Annotated in this window: 16 protein-coding genes; 4 read left to right on the top strand and 12 right to left on the bottom strand. The window is 43.6% G+C overall.

Annotated elements, in window-relative coordinates; all coding sequences use genetic code 11:
• Positions 1 to 67: 67 nt before the first annotated feature.
• The 3 genes from GPLA_RS17570 to zapE (GPLA_RS17560) all read right to left on the bottom strand — a co-directional run bounded on the left by GPLA_RS17570 (position 68) and on the right by zapE (GPLA_RS17560) (position 3,673).
• Complete coding sequence (locus GPLA_RS17570; protein ID WP_007106312.1) at positions 68 to 1,156, bottom strand: hypothetical protein; 1,089 nt, start codon at positions 1,154 to 1,156, stop codon at positions 68 to 70.
• 1 nt (position 1,157) lies between these two features.
• Positions 1,158 to 2,261: a hypothetical protein gene (locus GPLA_RS17565; protein WP_007106311.1), complete on the bottom strand. Its 1,104-nt coding sequence runs from the start codon at positions 2,259 to 2,261 to the stop codon at positions 1,158 to 1,160.
• Positions 2,262 to 2,482: 221 nt separating this feature from the next.
• Complete coding sequence (gene zapE, locus GPLA_RS17560) at positions 2,483 to 3,673, bottom strand: cell division protein ZapE (protein WP_083882112.1); 1,191 nt, start codon at positions 3,671 to 3,673, stop codon at positions 2,483 to 2,485.
• Between the two features lie 237 nt (positions 3,674 to 3,910).
• Here zapE (GPLA_RS17560) and GPLA_RS17555 point away from each other — a divergent pair, with 237 nt between their 5' ends.
• Complete coding sequence (locus tag GPLA_RS17555; RefSeq protein WP_007106309.1) at positions 3,911 to 4,348, top strand: SRPBCC family protein; 438 nt, start codon at positions 3,911 to 3,913, stop codon at positions 4,346 to 4,348.
• Positions 4,348 to 4,668 carry an ArsR/SmtB family transcription factor gene (locus tag GPLA_RS17550; protein WP_007106308.1) on the top strand — a complete coding sequence of 107 codons (321 nt, stop codon included), beginning with the start codon at positions 4,348 to 4,350 and terminating at the stop codon, positions 4,666 to 4,668. Before GPLA_RS17555 ends, GPLA_RS17550 begins: the two co-directional genes overlap by 1 nt.
• Positions 4,669 to 4,706: 38 nt before the next feature.
• Here GPLA_RS17550 and GPLA_RS17545 read toward each other — a convergent pair whose 3' ends face one another.
• Positions 4,707 to 5,135: a PACE efflux transporter gene (locus GPLA_RS17545; protein WP_007106307.1), complete on the bottom strand. Its 429-nt coding sequence runs from the start codon at positions 5,133 to 5,135 to the stop codon at positions 4,707 to 4,709.
• Between the two features lie 90 nt (positions 5,136 to 5,225).
• On the opposite strand from GPLA_RS17545, the gene GPLA_RS17540 reads away from it, so the two are divergent.
• Positions 5,226 to 6,107: a LysR family transcriptional regulator gene (locus GPLA_RS17540; RefSeq protein ID WP_007106306.1), complete on the top strand. Its 882-nt coding sequence runs from the start codon at positions 5,226 to 5,228 to the stop codon at positions 6,105 to 6,107.
• Here the strand turns inward: GPLA_RS17540 and zapE (GPLA_RS17535) are convergent, their stop codons facing one another.
• The 3 genes from zapE (GPLA_RS17535) to GPLA_RS17525 all read right to left on the bottom strand — a co-directional run bounded on the left by zapE (GPLA_RS17535) (position 6,108) and on the right by GPLA_RS17525 (position 8,146).
• Entirely contained in the window at positions 6,108 to 6,518 is a 411-nt protein-coding gene (zapE, locus tag GPLA_RS17535; RefSeq protein WP_040515276.1) for an AFG1/ZapE family ATPase, read from the bottom strand.
• A gap of 217 nt (positions 6,519 to 6,735) precedes the next feature.
• On the bottom strand, positions 6,736 to 7,614 hold the full coding sequence (locus tag GPLA_RS17530; protein WP_007106304.1) for an alpha/beta fold hydrolase: 879 nt from the start codon (positions 7,612 to 7,614) through the stop codon (positions 6,736 to 6,738).
• 109 nt (positions 7,615 to 7,723) lie between these two features.
• On the bottom strand, positions 7,724 to 8,146 hold the full coding sequence (locus GPLA_RS17525) for a PaaI family thioesterase (protein ID WP_007106303.1): 423 nt from the start codon (positions 8,144 to 8,146) through the stop codon (positions 7,724 to 7,726).
• 714 nt (positions 8,147 to 8,860) lie between these two features.
• On the opposite strand from GPLA_RS17525, the gene GPLA_RS17520 reads away from it, so the two are divergent.
• Positions 8,861 to 9,826 (top strand): NAD(P)H-dependent flavin oxidoreductase, encoded by a 966-nt coding sequence (locus tag GPLA_RS17520; protein WP_007106302.1) that lies wholly within the window; start codon positions 8,861 to 8,863, stop codon positions 9,824 to 9,826.
• A 391-nt stretch (positions 9,827 to 10,217) separates the two neighbouring features.
• Here the strand turns inward: GPLA_RS17520 and GPLA_RS17515 are convergent, their stop codons facing one another.
• The 5 genes from GPLA_RS17515 to GPLA_RS17495 all read right to left on the bottom strand — a co-directional run bounded on the left by GPLA_RS17515 (position 10,218) and on the right by GPLA_RS17495 (position 14,419).
• Positions 10,218 to 10,529: an EthD family reductase gene (locus GPLA_RS17515; RefSeq protein ID WP_007106301.1), complete on the bottom strand. Its 312-nt coding sequence runs from the start codon at positions 10,527 to 10,529 to the stop codon at positions 10,218 to 10,220.
• Positions 10,530 to 10,718: 189 nt separating this feature from the next.
• On the bottom strand, positions 10,719 to 11,519 hold the full coding sequence (locus GPLA_RS17510; protein ID WP_007106300.1) for an SDR family NAD(P)-dependent oxidoreductase: 801 nt from the start codon (positions 11,517 to 11,519) through the stop codon (positions 10,719 to 10,721).
• Between the two features lie 120 nt (positions 11,520 to 11,639).
• Complete coding sequence (locus GPLA_RS17505) at positions 11,640 to 12,473, bottom strand: helix-turn-helix domain-containing protein (RefSeq protein ID WP_226993146.1); 834 nt, start codon at positions 12,471 to 12,473, stop codon at positions 11,640 to 11,642.
• Between the two features lie 161 nt (positions 12,474 to 12,634).
• Positions 12,635 to 12,973, bottom strand: coding sequence for an MliC family protein (locus GPLA_RS17500; RefSeq protein WP_007106298.1), 339 nt, complete (start codon positions 12,971 to 12,973; stop codon positions 12,635 to 12,637).
• Between the two features lie 36 nt (positions 12,974 to 13,009).
• A complete protein-coding gene (locus GPLA_RS17495) occupies positions 13,010 to 14,419 on the bottom strand; it encodes a flavin monoamine oxidase family protein (protein ID WP_007106297.1) in 1,410 nt (469 codons plus the stop codon).
• Positions 14,420 to 14,479 lie beyond the last annotated feature (60 nt).

Genomic DNA, 14,479 nt, shown 5'->3' with positions numbered 1-14,479 from the left:
GTTGGAATTGCCCATCGAATGCGCCAGTTTAACCTTAGTGACGAGCAAATTTATTGAATCAATATCGTTAATCTAACATGGCATTTTTAAAACTAGCGTAAGCGTCGAAGCGACTAAACCAATTTAGCAAATCAATATTAATGTAAACACTGTTGTCACCGCCTCCACGATTAGCAAACCCAATGCTTAGTTTATTGTTCAGGTGCAACATTAATCCATGACCGAGTTTCCTGCCTTTACTACGATCGGCATACACACTGGCAATACTCACTCCCCAAGGGATATCAGCGTCCCATTGATTAATCCCCACCCATTCAACTGCAAGGGTCATCTCGTCTTTATCACCGGACTCTGCTGCTGAAAAATGCTCATATGCAATTGATGGGCGCAGGGCAAAAAACTGATACTTAGGTGGGGGTGGGAGACTTTTTCCATTGGAAAATTCCTCACTGTATATCCATGAGGTAAAAGCTATGTCAATAAAGGTCATAAAGCGCCCTTCTTCGCCAAAACGATGCCAATCTTGACGTTTTTGAGCCGTGTTAACTAACGCCTGTTTAATTTCATTTGAGCCTAAAAATATATTTTGTACCGAGGTAACACGCTCTACTTCTTTAAAAAACAGGTCGCATGCCATGGTGCTCAATTTAAGACACGCTTGCTGCATTCGATCATCAACCATAAAGGAAATGTTTGACGTGCCGCTTTGTAACATGAATGCATACTCATCACGCCGCTTGCCCTGAATAACGTTAAGCGAGTACAGCTGTGAGTTGAGTGCTTGTGTGTAATCAACTGACTGCCATTCAACTATCACGTCAGAGATATCAGGAAAAGGCTCATCGGAAAAGTTTTTACGTAATAGTTTGACGAGCTCTGCCCGATTGCCATTTGGCTTTCCAGCGGTTAAAAAATGCCTATCGTTTAAGGCGCGCATATCGTCTTCATTAAAGGCGGCGCACGTGGCCAACATAAACTCTGTCGTTGCTGCTAAAATCGGTTGGAGTATGGCAACGTCTGTCTCTCGCACATTATTATGGGTTAGAAGTTTAGCGCAATCGGGATAGTCAGCTATTGCGTTATTATCCGCATGCACAACCCATGCGAATGAATTGAGCAATAATAGGGTTGTCACGAACAATGTTAATCTTTTCATCTTACGCTCCTTGCTTCGATGAAGTGGCGTATAAGTCTTTCAGCTCTTTAACAAACAAGAAGAGTTGCATGGAGCATGAAATCAGCGATAAAAGGTCATTGCTTGCGTTAACGGTATTGCTCAGCGCTTTAATCTTGGCCAGTATTTCTTTCACCGCATCTTTAAGTTCGCCATCAATAGTGGTAGTTAAATATTTAACTTTTGCTGCTTGGCGCATGGCTGGGGTTATTTGCAGCATAGTATGCTGATACAAGAATTCCGCCCCCACTTCAGGGTTTGAAAAGTACTCCGTTAACGAGTGTGGGTTTACCGTTTTTGAACCATCTGTATGTTTAATAAAACGAAGACTATTAGTGCGTATCAAATCACCATATACGGGCTCGACCAGATAGCGCTTAAATACGGTAAAAGGGTCAAACTGATTATAAATAGGGTAATATATTTTCGCCACACCGGCTGAGTTAGCACTATCATCACGTACAATTGAATGATTAGGATCTAAATATCGCGTCAGAATTTGGGTCATGCGCGAAACATTAGCCACCATCCATAAACCCGACAAAGGATGATTAATGTAGCGAATTTTTTCATCGTCGTCGGGTTCGTCAGGACGTAAATAAAGCGATGTCAGCACATCGTGAGTCATAGCGGTACCAAGACTATGGGCAACCACAATAACGTCACGTTTCCCCTCGGCATCATTGGCAGCATCTCTTAAGAGCGTCAGCAATTTCTCTTTTAAGCGCAACATAGCGGTAATACGGATGGTATCTAGTACACCATAGGTAATGACGTCTAACCAGTGGGTATAAAAGAAACTATCGTCAGCGAGTTTTGCTTGAAATTGAAACAGTTCTTGGAGAAATCTTGATGAAAATGGAATAACCTTGCCCAGTGCTTTGAAAAAATCTCCTTGTGCTTTTCGCTGCTCATCGAAATATTCAGAATAGTTATATTCCTCAAAGTCGAAATGGGTATCTAGGGCAAAATTTTGCAGTCCGAGAAATGACGCTGAGGCGTTTAATCCTGTTTTAACCTCTTTAATAACATCGCCAGTAACGTGTGTACCCATGCCATGAATGACTAGTACAATAGGTGGTTTCATAGTGTGTTCCAATATGATTCAAGTTAGCCACTTGCATACTGATAGAACATTACTGCATTTCCATTGCAAGATAAGTTGTACAAAAAAAGGCTAGTTTATTTTTTGTTTACTTACAAAGATTTATAACGGCCTTATTATCTCGCTAGGTTGTTTTACTTGAGTGTATGCTAGGTTGCACTATTGCTATCCTGTTCGTCATCCAGCCACACATGTAGACGCCATTAACCCTGACTCATTTCAATTAAACGACTATAGGTACGGCGAAATTCAAAGATCAGTGCACCTTCTAAATAAAGCTCTGCCAACGGCACATCACAGCTTAAATACAGGGTGACGTTTTGGTCATATAACTCATCGATTAAGCTGATAAAACGTCGGGCCTTATCGTCGTTCACAGAATAAGATAAAACGCGTTCCCCGGTACTGGCAGCTTGATTGTCACCTGTGCCATCTTCAGTGCCTCGAGCCTTAATCCATCCCCTTACTTCGCCGCCTAGTTGTGGCACACCACTTAACAATACAGTGTTGAAACGTGTGGCGATTTCCATGTAGTCCAGCTGCGAACGTGGGCCTTCACACAAAGCGTAAAAGTCGAACCATACGAGTGCATTTGGGCTATTGATATCAGTAACACCAACCACTGGGATATCCCGGTGGCAAATATTAATGCTGGTAGCACGAACGTTCGCTGGTTCGGTTGTGTGGGTTAGCGCAGAAAAAATAGCGGCTAAATCCATTTCGGCTGTCGTGCCCACATTCTTAGATCCTCGGCTCAATAAGGCGCCGTTTTGTGAAGCATGTAATTGATGCAAGCGATGGTCTTGCTCGCCCGCTAGATGCAACATGTGCGTATGCTGCTGCAGTAACGCGATGCAAGGCAAAAATTTATGCCTGGCTAAGCCATTCTCATATAAACGCTCAATGGGAATATTCGATGTGGCGACTAATATCACACCGTGCTCAAACAACGACTTGAATAACCCGGCCAATATCATGGCATCAGCAATGTCGGACACAAAAAACTCGTCAAAACACAATATACGGCATTCTTTAGCCAGATCGTTGGCAATGCCTACCAGAGGATCTTGCATGCCAGCTTGCGCGTTAAGCGCCTGATGAATACGCGCCATAAAGCGATGAAAGTGAAGCCTTAACTTACCTTTTGTTGGCAAGCAATCGTAAAACAGGTCCATTAAAAATGTTTTACCCCGGCCCACATCACCCCACAAATATATTCCCGTTGTAGGTTCAAAAGGCGCAGTATTTTGCTGATGTAACTGCCCAAATAATGTATCGAGTCTTTTTATCGCTTCGATCTGGGCGGGATCCTCGACAAGCTTGCTGCCCAATTGCGCTTGGTAGACAGCCAGGGGAGAATTGAGTATTGGTGTAGCGCTTGCCCCATCAGGCATAGTAAATTTATCCACTTGAATGACTAACAACAAACGAGGACTTTAGCGATTTTTAGCAGCCCAGCCAAATGTAAATTACTTTTGCCCTGCCCCGCTTTAGTTTTACCGGAAAATCCCTAGATATTTTCGGACTGGTAATGCTTAGCCAATAAACATGCAACCATTTTGTTGCATAATTGATTACTCTGTACTTTACTTATTTGAACGTCCAATACACAGCGAAAAGAGAAACGTAAGATGCAAAATACCATTCAACGTGAAATTATCATTAACGCTTCCAAGGAAAGGATTTATCGGGCAATAGCCACACCTGAGCAAGTGGTACTATGGTTCCCAGAAACCCTAGACGGTGACTTGGCTGTTGGTCAACAGCCTATTTTAGGATTTGGCGAGTACGGCAAAAATCAGATTTATATAGTGCAGGCTACCCCCCATGATTATTTTGCCTATCGCTGGGTGCCTGGGGCCAACAATTTTATTGGAGATGTACGCAGTGTGCCAAATACTCTCGTAGAGTTTCGAATTTATGAAGAGTCCTCAGGATCATGTAAGCTAGTACTCACAGAAACAGGCTTTGCTGAATTACCAAGTGAAATGATGGCAGCCGCGTTCGAGCAAAACTCAGGTGGCTGGGACTTTATGCTAGGACGGTTAGTGACGTATTTGCAACCCTAATGATCGAAGCTGATATTTACAAGGCCTTGGGTGATCCAGTTAGGTTAGAAATCATAAGGCGGCTTGCTAACGGATCATCTAACACGATTACTGAACTTTCAAAAAACCTTGGGGTATCTCGCCAAGGAGCCAGAAAGCAACTTCAGGTACTGGTGTCGGCAAATTTGGTCCGTTTGTTACCCAAAGGACGAGAAACAGCAGTGACCTTAGATACGACTAAGTTAAAGGTCGCCGGACTGTTTATCGCTAAATTAGAGGCTCAGTGGGATCTAAGACTCCACGCCCTGAAAAAATTGGTCCAAGACGATCCCACTTCATAATCTCAATCCATCTTAACGGGTTTACACCTAACTTAGCATTAGATGTATTGTGTTTTACTGAACCACTTTTGGTAAGGTTGATACCTGTCGTAAAGCCAATTAAAGAGCAAGGTATAAAATAATATAAAGATTAAAAATCCGGCCTCTAGAATAGTCGCGACTAACCAGGTTATATCGAGAAACCACGCCAATACGGGCAACGTGATAACCACCATACCCAGCTCAAACCCAATGGCATGAGTCATGCGAATAGCCATTCCTCGCGCAACCCGGTTGTTGCCTACACATTTATCAAACACTATGTTGTAAACATAATTCCAAACCATGGCAAACAGAGATAATCCAATACCCACAATTGCCATTTTGCCCGTTTCGAAACCGCCGATTAACACGCTAACAGGCACGACTATCGACAATGTACTGACTTCAAAAAATATGGCCTGAAAGACTCGCTCGATTGTTTTCATAATATGTTTATTGCTGTTTTAAGTGACGATGGCGTCATTTTCATCCAAAATGAAGATACGTAATAGTTAACTAGTATCTGGAAAAACGATATGTTTAGTGTGGAACAACTTCAGGCGTTTGTGATTACCGTCGAGACGGGCTCGTTTTCAGCAGCAGCTCGGCGCTTAGGTAAAGTGCAGTCTGTCGTGAGCCAGCATATTATTAACTTAGAAATAGACTGCAATACCACACTGTTTGAGCGCTCTGGCCGCTATCCAAAACTTACCGACGCAGGTATCAAGTTATTACCCCAGGCTCAGGCATTACTCAATCAGCATCAGCGCTTAAAAAATGCTGCGTTAGCACTGAGCGACAAAACACCGAGCGAAATCACAATAGCCCTTGATGAAGGTATTCCCTTTCAAAAAATCACGCATACTATTAATGAGTTACAGACGAAATACCCGTTTGTCACCCTAGAATTTTTAAGTGCCTCCAGCCTCGATATCATCGACATGTTAAAGCGCCAGAAAGTACTGACGGGGATTATTTTTAGCGAATTGGATATCCCCAGTTATTTAGATTATGAGTGTATTGGCAGTGTGAAATTTGACTTGTACGTTGCCCAAACCCATCCCTTAGCGGGTCAAGTATGTAAAAATATAGACGGTTTACGATTGCATCGTCAGTTACTGATCCGCTCGCGAAATACCCAAACAAGTAGCTTTCAATTAAAAATAAGCCCAGACACTTGGTACGCCGACAACTACTACTTATTACTAGAGCTAGCGCTGCAGGGGCACGGATGGTGTTTATTACCTGAGCATGTAGCCAATGAATCAGTGCTAAGCGGCGCACTGGTTAAACTACCACTGGAGTTCAAAGAAATGGGCTGGCAGGCTAATGTTGATGTGTTACAACATCAGCGCCACAGTAATTTAGCGGTGTTTAGCGTGCTCAGGCAATTATTACGTAACTTACTAAAAGACTGATTAGTTTGCGTATGTAAACGTCATAGGTGCGCAAGCAACCCTTTTTAACCTCGCATGGCGAGTTAAACAAACACGAAAGTGATATTGCAGTACAAATCTACCTACCATGAAATAACGTTTATAATGCAACTTTTGAGCGAGGTTTTTCGCTATCTGTATCAATGGGTCCTGCTGGCCAGTTTGCTCGTTAAGTGCCTGATGAATACGTGCCATAAAGGGATGAAAGTGTAACTGTAGCTTGCCCTTTTGCGGTAAACAATCGTAAAACAAGTCCAGCAAAAATATTTTACCTCGGCCCACATCTCCCCACAAATAAAGCCCTTTTACTTGAGCAGGCCCACTTTGGTTTGCTGAGTTGATGATAAAGACTATCAAGAGCTTCAATCGTTTGGCGCTGATTAGTATCTTCAATTAAGGTTTACCCAGTTGAGACTGATAAACGGCCAGTGGTGAATGTGACATTGAGCGTAGGCTGTGCCCATCAGGCGTGCTAATTAGTACCAAGGTAAACAATCAATACACCGGCACTCTAACTACTTTTAACCCGCGAGCCAAATGAAGTTTAGTGACTATTGGATGATACTAAACATCGCTTTTTGCCTAAAAAAGCACTTTTAGCATAAGGGGTTTATGTGCCTAGTCCGGTAATTTCGCTGGCGACTAAATGAGGATCTTCCATAGGAACAAAATGCGTGTGGTTGGGCAAGTAAGTTTCTGTTGCTTTTGGTATTAGGTCGACTAAGCCCTTGTATGTGGTGGATGGTCGAAAATCAAAAGGCTCGTCCTCTGGCGTGCGTTCTTTCACTCGCAATATTTTTACGCTTGCGGTGATTGATGACACCTTGTCCAATAATAAACCGTTGCCTGAGCTTTGGTAAATTGCCGCCTCGCAGACTGGCGGGCAAGCCAACTCAAACAATTCCCCTTTGTTTTTATGAACCAGCCCATAGTCGCAATAGTCTTTCAATACCTCAGAGTCCCACTCGCTAAACGGTGCACGACTGCTAAAACGAGTGAACATTTCAGCTGCAGATGTCCATTCGTTGCGCCTAGAGGCTATAGGGCTTTTTGCTGGGTCCGTTTGTATCGGGTCGGGTGTATTCGGTGGGAAAACCACCGGATCTAATAGCAAAGCATGGGTGAATCGATGAGGCAACGTGCTCGCTGCATGTAAAACCACATGACCTCCCATTGAGTGCCCACACGCGATAATATTGTACAAATCTAGGCGTTCAATTAGCGCCACAACATCATCACCAAATAGCTGAAAGCTATAAGGTGATGCAGAATATTCACTTAACCCATGACAACGCAGATCCACGGCGTAAACGTGCCGATTACCCAGATCCTTGATTATTTTGTCCCACATCCGGCCATGAAACCCAGCTGCGTGAACCAATAGCAACGGCGGGCCTATACCTTCCCACTCATAAACATTCAAGGCGGTGCTATTTGCTTTACCGGCGTGTAATTCAACAGAGTAATTTTTAGGTCGACGTTGTGGCATTAAATTTCCGAATTCAAGTTATGGTTTACGTGAGATGTTTACCGACAAAACCACTCGCTGATTTATGTGCAATTAAGCACACTCAGGCTTGTGCGCATTTACAGGAATATTATTTAGCCGCTCTGGATAGTTTAGCCACCGAACTCGCAGTGGCTGTCAGCTCATTATTTTCGTTATAAATTCGGCCTTCCATAAAGGCGACTTTATAGCCTTTTTTTATCGCCCAACCTTCAACCCGCAACTTTCCTGCACGTGTTGGCTCCAGATACGTCGTTTTTATTTCTAACGAGGAAATATTAGTAATCTCTTTATTTAGTGCCATTACCGCGTGACTCATCGCTGTATCTAGCATGGCAGTAACAAAGCCTCCTTGTACAACGTCTATAGAATGACAAAAGTCTCTGCCAATATTGAATTCAAATTGGCAAGCGTCTGTTTCAACATCAAAATCAACTAACTTTCCGCCAAGTAAACTGATGAACTTGGGAGCATGCAGATTTATCTTTTCAATTGCTTGTTCTTTACTTGTCATAAAAATAGTTCCCTATGTTTTCATGTGATACGGCAAAGTGCCTCGCGATAAGCATGAGCAATTATTGTCGATACCATGAAGCATGGATAATTTCATCTGATGATGAGTATTTATAACGCAAGGAAAATGTCTACAAGACTAGGCACTGCACAGACTTTGTTGAATTTGAAATATCGACTGATAAATTAACAGCTGCTATTAATGCGCATTTATTTGAATAGCACATCTGAATTTCACCCGATAATAGTTTATTTGCTGCCTGATTTTCGTTGTCGAAATAGTGACTTATTACTGCAGACGGTCCTATCGCTCATCTTGCATTGATGTGGTTATGCCACACTTAAATAGACGTTATTAAACAGCACCAAAGGAACCCCACCTAATTGCGTCCAGATTCATTAACCTTTTTGAAACGCAAGTTTTCTAATAAATGCAAACTATGGGTTAGTATAAATTTCAATCGTTCGTTTACCTATATCAAGGCGGATATACTGTTGTTTCATTGCAAGGATAAGGTTTGTTTTTGACCTTTTAATTTTTGAGATTTATATACATTTTCCTTACGTCATTAATAGGCTGATGTTCCAAATTACTGATTGGCTTCATGTATCGAACGTTATTTTAAATCAATCTAATTTTCATCGCTTCCTTAAGCTGTTTATCAATGGTTATTTAGATATGTAAATAACCCCTAATTTAAATATCGAGAATAAAGTGTCTATACCAAAAGTCATGCAAGGTCGTCTATCCATACCTGTCGTTGGCGCTCCACTATTTATTATTTCAGGACCAGAATTAGTGATCAGCCAATGTAAAGCGGGAGTTGTTGGTTCTTTCCCAGCATTAAATGCGCGCCCAGCAGAAATGTTAGATACCTGGCTGACCAGAATCAACACAGAGCTAGATGAATACAATCAAGCGAACCCTGACTGCCCGGCGGCTCCTTACGCGGTTAATCAGATAGTGCACAGCTCAAACGATCGGTTAATGCATGATGTGGAAATATGCGTAAAGCACAAAGTACCCATTGTCATCACATCGTTAGGGGCAAGACCGGAGGTATTTGATGCTATTCATTCTTATGGCGGGATCTGTTTACACGACGTAATTGACAATCGCTTTGCCAAAAAAGCAATTGAGAAAGGTGCCGACGGACTTATCTGCGTCGCTGCCGGTGCGGGCGGTCATGCAGGCACCCTTTCACCTATGGCGTTTATTCAAGAAGTGAGGGAGTGGTTCGATGGGCCTGTTTTGTTATCTGGGGCCATTTCTGCAGGCCAAAATGTATTAGCAGCGCAAGCTATGGGCGCTGATTTAGCCTATATCGGGTCTGCCTTTATCGCCACTAAAGAAGCCAATGCAGACCAAGCTTATAAGCAGGCCTTAGTGGACTATGCGGCGAGCGATATTGTATATACCAATTTATTTACAGGTGTTCATGGTAATTATCTAAAGCCTTCCATTGTGGCAGCAGGCATGGATCCCGATAACTTGCCCCAAAGCGACGCTTTGAAGATGGACTTTGGCTCAGGCAGTACTTCAAAAGCGAAAGCGTGGAAAGATATATGGGGCTGTGGTCAGGGCATTAACGCGATTAAACAAGTTCAATCTACACAAGATCTTGTTAGCAAATTGACGTCTGAGTATAAAGCAGCGAAAAAAAGGCTGCTAGCCCTTTAAAAATAAGAGCTGGTAGAGTATTGAAAAGCAAATAATAGCCTTATATGAAAGGGATAATGTTTAGAGACTTATCCCGCGCCGTATAGGGTCAAATCAAAGTGTATTGACGCCGCAGAAATACGCGATTTACTGCCAAGGCGCCCTAGCCGCTATGTTACATTGATTAAATAATATGCCTATGGACTCGCGATAAGCAACACTCACCGCTGCGCAATGTACTTAGCGTTCATTACTTTGTCCGCGCTCTTTCTGTTTTCTCTCAGCGTTTTCGATGTTCTCTGCGCACCCTCTGCTCTTTTCGTTCCGTCCGCTTTAAGCGCTCTGATAGTAAAAAGCCAGCGAAAACGCTGGCTTAAAAACGCCTCGTTATTCTAAGACGCGGCAACCTTACTTACTGCTTTATTTCACTGATTTGCACGGTAGGATGCGTGTTAGTGAAATTTGCTAAATCAGCCAATATCGCTCCTTGGTGAGGACCAAATGATTGTTGGAACGATTCAACTGAATCAAAGGTTAGATGCCCCATAGCGATGTACGCAGGTGCTTCGCCGGGAGCGCCACCCGCAAGACCCTTATCTGCATGACCACTAAGAAGTGCTTCGCCTACTAACTCAGCCACAAGGGGTAAATGGGTATTAAGATAATAATCCATATCGAAGGTAGCGCTATCACTATTTGGGTACAATACACTGACTTTAATCATAACATTCTCTTTTTTGGTTAAGGTTACATACTAGATAATTTAAAGAACTGGCCAGCCGTGAGGCTTTTGTCGTAAGCAACGGTCGACACACTTCTCATTCACAAATTGTTAATGCCCCATAAATATGCTCAGTACACATTTTAAAGGTCAGCAACAGAGACCTATGCCCTGTGCTTTCTGTTCGGTATGTTACAAACGGTTGCTCGGAATAGCACGCACCATCATTTTTTGATCGATTGTCGCTTGTAGTCCGAACGGCGTTAAATTCATCATCCATGACATGATTTTATTGCGCAAACCAGGAATGGTTAAAAAGCGCTTACCTAAGCCACTTAATGCTAATTCTGCTACTGCAGCAGGTTCTTTTTGCGCCATGGGTAATTTGCTCCAATCAACATCAGCGCCAGCGGCCATAGCGGTATTGGTTAAGCCTGGCGAAAGCACACTGACATCAACGCCTTTGGGCTTAAGCTCACCATATAAGGCCGCGCCTAAGTTAAGCACATAGGATTTAGAGCCCGCATAGTTAGCAAAATATGGCGATACCATGTGCGACACCAAACTGGAAACCAACAAAATGCCACCGCGCTTACGCGCAACCATTTGTTGAGCAAAAAAATGACTCAAATACAGGGTTGAAGTCACATTAAGCTGAACCAGTTGCATTTCTTTTTCTAATGGCGTTTTTTCAAACGCACCGCTAACTTCTACTCCTGCTGCGTGAACAAGTAAGGCGATATCTTGATTAACCTGCGTCACTTTTTCCATGCCTTGTTGAGTAGCAAGATCAGCAGAAATATACTGTGTTTTAACCTTATATAGGCGCTGTAAACGCTCTGTTTGCGCAATTAAGTCCTGCTCGTTACGCGCCACAAGCACAATGTTCATGCCCTCACCCGCAAGTTGGCTGGCTATTTCAGCGCCGATACCAGACGTACCCCCTGTGATTAAAGCCCAGTCACCATAACGTTGTTTAAATTGATTGCTCATGTTTGTTGCCTCTTTTACACATTGTCAGTGGAAATTCAATGGGCCAACTTTACGCAATAACTAACCTAGCTACTTATCAAAAAAGTTCAGTTAATGGTCACTTTAGGCCAAAGCGTGTAATTAATGGGAATGGCGTTGACGATACTCTGACGGCGAGCAACCGGTATGATTTTTAAAGGCGCGGTTAAACGTGGATATCGACTCAAAACCAGTTTGAAAAACAATATCAGAGACCCGGGAATTTGACTCGCCTAACAAGCTAATGGCTTTATCTATTTTCAACTGGGTAATGTGCTTCTTTGGAGGTTGCCCATAAACGTCGCTAAACTTGCGTTTGAAGCTCGACACACTCATATGACACAAAGCCGCCAATTCATCGATGTTTAAATCGCTGAATAAATTATGCTGTATCACTTCTTCAACTTTAGCAAAGTTGGGCTTGAACATAGACGCTAAAAAATCGAGCTCAGACGGCGCAGAGACCTTTTGTGTCATCAAAAGAACGAATTCACGCAACTTGGTTTCTATCATTAACGGACTGGCTAAATCAGGGGAGTCGAGCAAAATCGAAATACTGTCACGGTAGTGGGTCAACAGCTGATCTAACTCCACTTGCTTTAAGTCGTAATCGACCCGGTAGTCGGACTGACTAAAATCGAAACTGAATAAACGTTGAAAAATATCAGGAAATAAAAAAACACCAATCACTTCACCACGGCCTTGTTCTACCTGACCGCTGGCGGTTTGGTAGAAATAATTAACACATTTCGCCAGCAGCCCGACATCACGGTTGACTGTTAATACCCCCGTAGCGGTACGTACCTGATATTCGCCTTGGGTGAAAAACGCAAAACAGGCTTCGTTAGAGGCAAATTCCCGGGAGAAACGTTTAAACCTGGGAACGGTGAGTTTCTTAAAGACCACATGGCCTTTGTATTCAAGTGTTTTTTCCATGGCTGAACCGTGCATGAGTGTGACAAGGCATAAATGAACAGTCGTTCAAGTATGTGCTATATGTGCTTTTTACGCCAGCAGTTTGTTCACTGCTGGCGTCTTGGCCACATCTGGCTGACCTGACCAGGCTGTAATAACCTATCGCTCAATATACAAAGGCGCTACATGGCTCGGCAGTTGATTGGCGCCATGCGGCCTATATGTAACGTCAAATCATCCCCTTTTCCGCGAATGCTATTGGGACCATTACTATACAAAAAGCCCGATGCCGCGCGTTCCTGTTTTAGCTCAATGTCTTCGTTGTTACGGGTCATCACCGCACGTTCGCTGTCGGTGAAAAAACGTACTGTAATCGCTTCATCGCGTTCACATTCAAATATGACCTGAGTAGATTGCTCTGCCTCCTCTGCGCTTTTTTGTTGTTTTACATCTTGTTGATTTTGTGGACTACAGGCCATAAGCCCAACAGCAATAAACGAGATGACCAGAATAAATTTCATATTTGTGCTCCTTATCAATGTCCCAGCACAGGGATATTATAACCGTTCAGTAACTTCCTGTGCTGCCCGTAACCCAGATACTATCGCAGACTCCATTCCCGAGTACATAAACTCTGTGTGCTCTCCGGCAAAATGTAATCTGCCTTCGATACACGCCATATGCGGTACTAAGGTTTGCACTTGTCCTGGAGCGAATTGAATATACGCACCTTTTGAAAAGCGTTCACTGCTCCAAGACTGATGATGCACAACTTCGACTTTGCCTTTTAACGCCGGGCAATATTTCGCTAATGCGGCGCTGACAGTGGCTATCGCGTCTTTAGCAGAAAGGTTATCTAACGCCTGTGCCTGTTTGCCGTTTACCCAACTGGTTAAGTACGTTAGTTGGCCCTTGTTATTCATTTGGCTAAACACCCGCCCTAACGCGTTGTCAGTCCATAAGTTTGTCGCTTCAAGCGCGGCTACGTCGGCCTGTTTTTTAACGGCGAAATGCACTTGGGTAACAGGAGTGTACACAGCTTCATTAATTGCCCTGTGCTTAAATGCACGAATACCGCCCGTTAATTCAACGTCTTTTAATGTGCTAAAGGGTGTGGTGATGATAGTGCGTTTAGCGCGATATTCGCTGCCGTCTTCACAGCCCACTATGACTTTCTCGCCACCATGATTAATACGGCTAACCACCTTTTTAGTGTTTATCACCCCCTGTAGGTTGCTAGCTAAGGCTTGGGTAAAACGGCTATTGCCCCCTTCAATTCGATGGGCTCCCCGGCCACCAATGCGCGCCAAACTTAGGCGGTAAAAAGCATCCGCCGCAGACAGGCCCTGTAAGCTCAAGGCATTTAAATTCGAGTCGATTAAGCGCAGGGCTTCATCTGACAAGTTCTGCTGTTTAAAGTATTGCCTAAGCGGAATGTCCAAGTGCGCATACTTTTCTGATGCCCAGTCTGATGGCAAGGCATATTGCGGGCCCTTGCCCAGAGCTTGAAAATATAAGCTTGACGGTAAGGTATGCTTGTCTGCTTCAGGTAAATGATTACTACCATGAGTAGGCCAATCAGCGGCCTGAATACGTTGGCCGTTTATCACAAAGATGTTTTGTGTAGCGTAATTGCCTAACGGCACCAAAGGCAAACCTAAGCGCTGGGCGAAGGTACGCATCATGCCGTAACCTTGACCAATTTGCAGTGCGCCGGCTTCTGGTGAATTTGGCTGTGTGTTCAAGCTCAATATACGCCCCCCCACTCGATCCCGAGCTTCTAACAACAGCACCTTATAGCCCAGATTTTTTAAATATTCCGCACTGGTTAACCCTGCCAAACCGGCACCAATGATAATAACATCTAGGCTAGTATCACTTGTCGCCCAAAGTGGTGCGCTTACTCCGCCAGCGGCCAATAATAATGAACTGGCAGCTAAGCCTTTTACGATCTGCCTGCGTTGCATCGGGTTCCCTTGTCATTGCTAGATGCTGAATTTCAGCCAATAAAAAAGCGAGATAACTCG

The organism is Paraglaciecola polaris LMG 21857, assembly GCF_000315055.1.
GTDB classification, from domain to species: domain Bacteria; phylum Pseudomonadota; class Gammaproteobacteria; order Enterobacterales; family Alteromonadaceae; genus Paraglaciecola; species Paraglaciecola polaris.
The sequence above is the reverse complement of the archived record's forward strand: the minus strand, read 5'-3'. Positions and strand labels throughout refer to the sequence as shown.

Bases quoted from the DNA above. Each gene is read 5' to 3' on its own strand.
- GPLA_RS17505 (WP_226993146.1), bottom strand. From the start codon at position 12,473: ATGGAAAAAACACTTGAATACAAAGGCCATGTGGTCTTTAAGAAACTC.
- GPLA_RS17555 (WP_007106309.1), top strand. From the start codon at position 3,911: ATGCAAAATACCATTCAACGTGAAATTATCATTAACGCTTCCAAGGAA.
- GPLA_RS17510 (WP_007106300.1), bottom strand. From the start codon at position 11,519: ATGAGCAATCAATTTAAACAACGTTATGGTGACTGGGCTTTAATCACA.
- GPLA_RS17540 (WP_007106306.1), top strand. From the start codon at position 5,226: ATGTTTAGTGTGGAACAACTTCAGGCGTTTGTGATTACCGTCGAGACG.
- GPLA_RS17545 (WP_007106307.1), bottom strand. From the start codon at position 5,135: ATGAAAACAATCGAGCGAGTCTTTCAGGCCATATTTTTTGAAGTCAGT.
- GPLA_RS17530 (WP_007106304.1), bottom strand. From the start codon at position 7,614: ATGCCACAACGTCGACCTAAAAATTACTCTGTTGAATTACACGCCGGT.
- GPLA_RS17570 (WP_007106312.1), bottom strand. From the start codon at position 1,156: ATGAAAAGATTAACATTGTTCGTGACAACCCTATTATTGCTCAATTCA.
- GPLA_RS17495 (WP_007106297.1), bottom strand. From the start codon at position 14,419: ATGCAACGCAGGCAGATCGTAAAAGGCTTAGCTGCCAGTTCATTATTA.
- GPLA_RS17565 (WP_007106311.1), bottom strand. From the start codon at position 2,261: ATGAAACCACCTATTGTACTAGTCATTCATGGCATGGGTACACACGTT.
- GPLA_RS17515 (WP_007106301.1), bottom strand. From the start codon at position 10,529: ATGATTAAAGTCAGTGTATTGTACCCAAATAGTGATAGCGCTACCTTC.
- GPLA_RS17525 (WP_007106303.1), bottom strand. From the start codon at position 8,146: ATGACAAGTAAAGAACAAGCAATTGAAAAGATAAATCTGCATGCTCCC.
- GPLA_RS17500 (WP_007106298.1), bottom strand. From the start codon at position 12,973: ATGAAATTTATTCTGGTCATCTCGTTTATTGCTGTTGGGCTTATGGCC.
- zapE (WP_083882112.1), bottom strand. From the start codon at position 3,673: ATGCCTGATGGGGCAAGCGCTACACCAATACTCAATTCTCCCCTGGCT.
- GPLA_RS17550 (WP_007106308.1), top strand. From the start codon at position 4,348: ATGATCGAAGCTGATATTTACAAGGCCTTGGGTGATCCAGTTAGGTTA.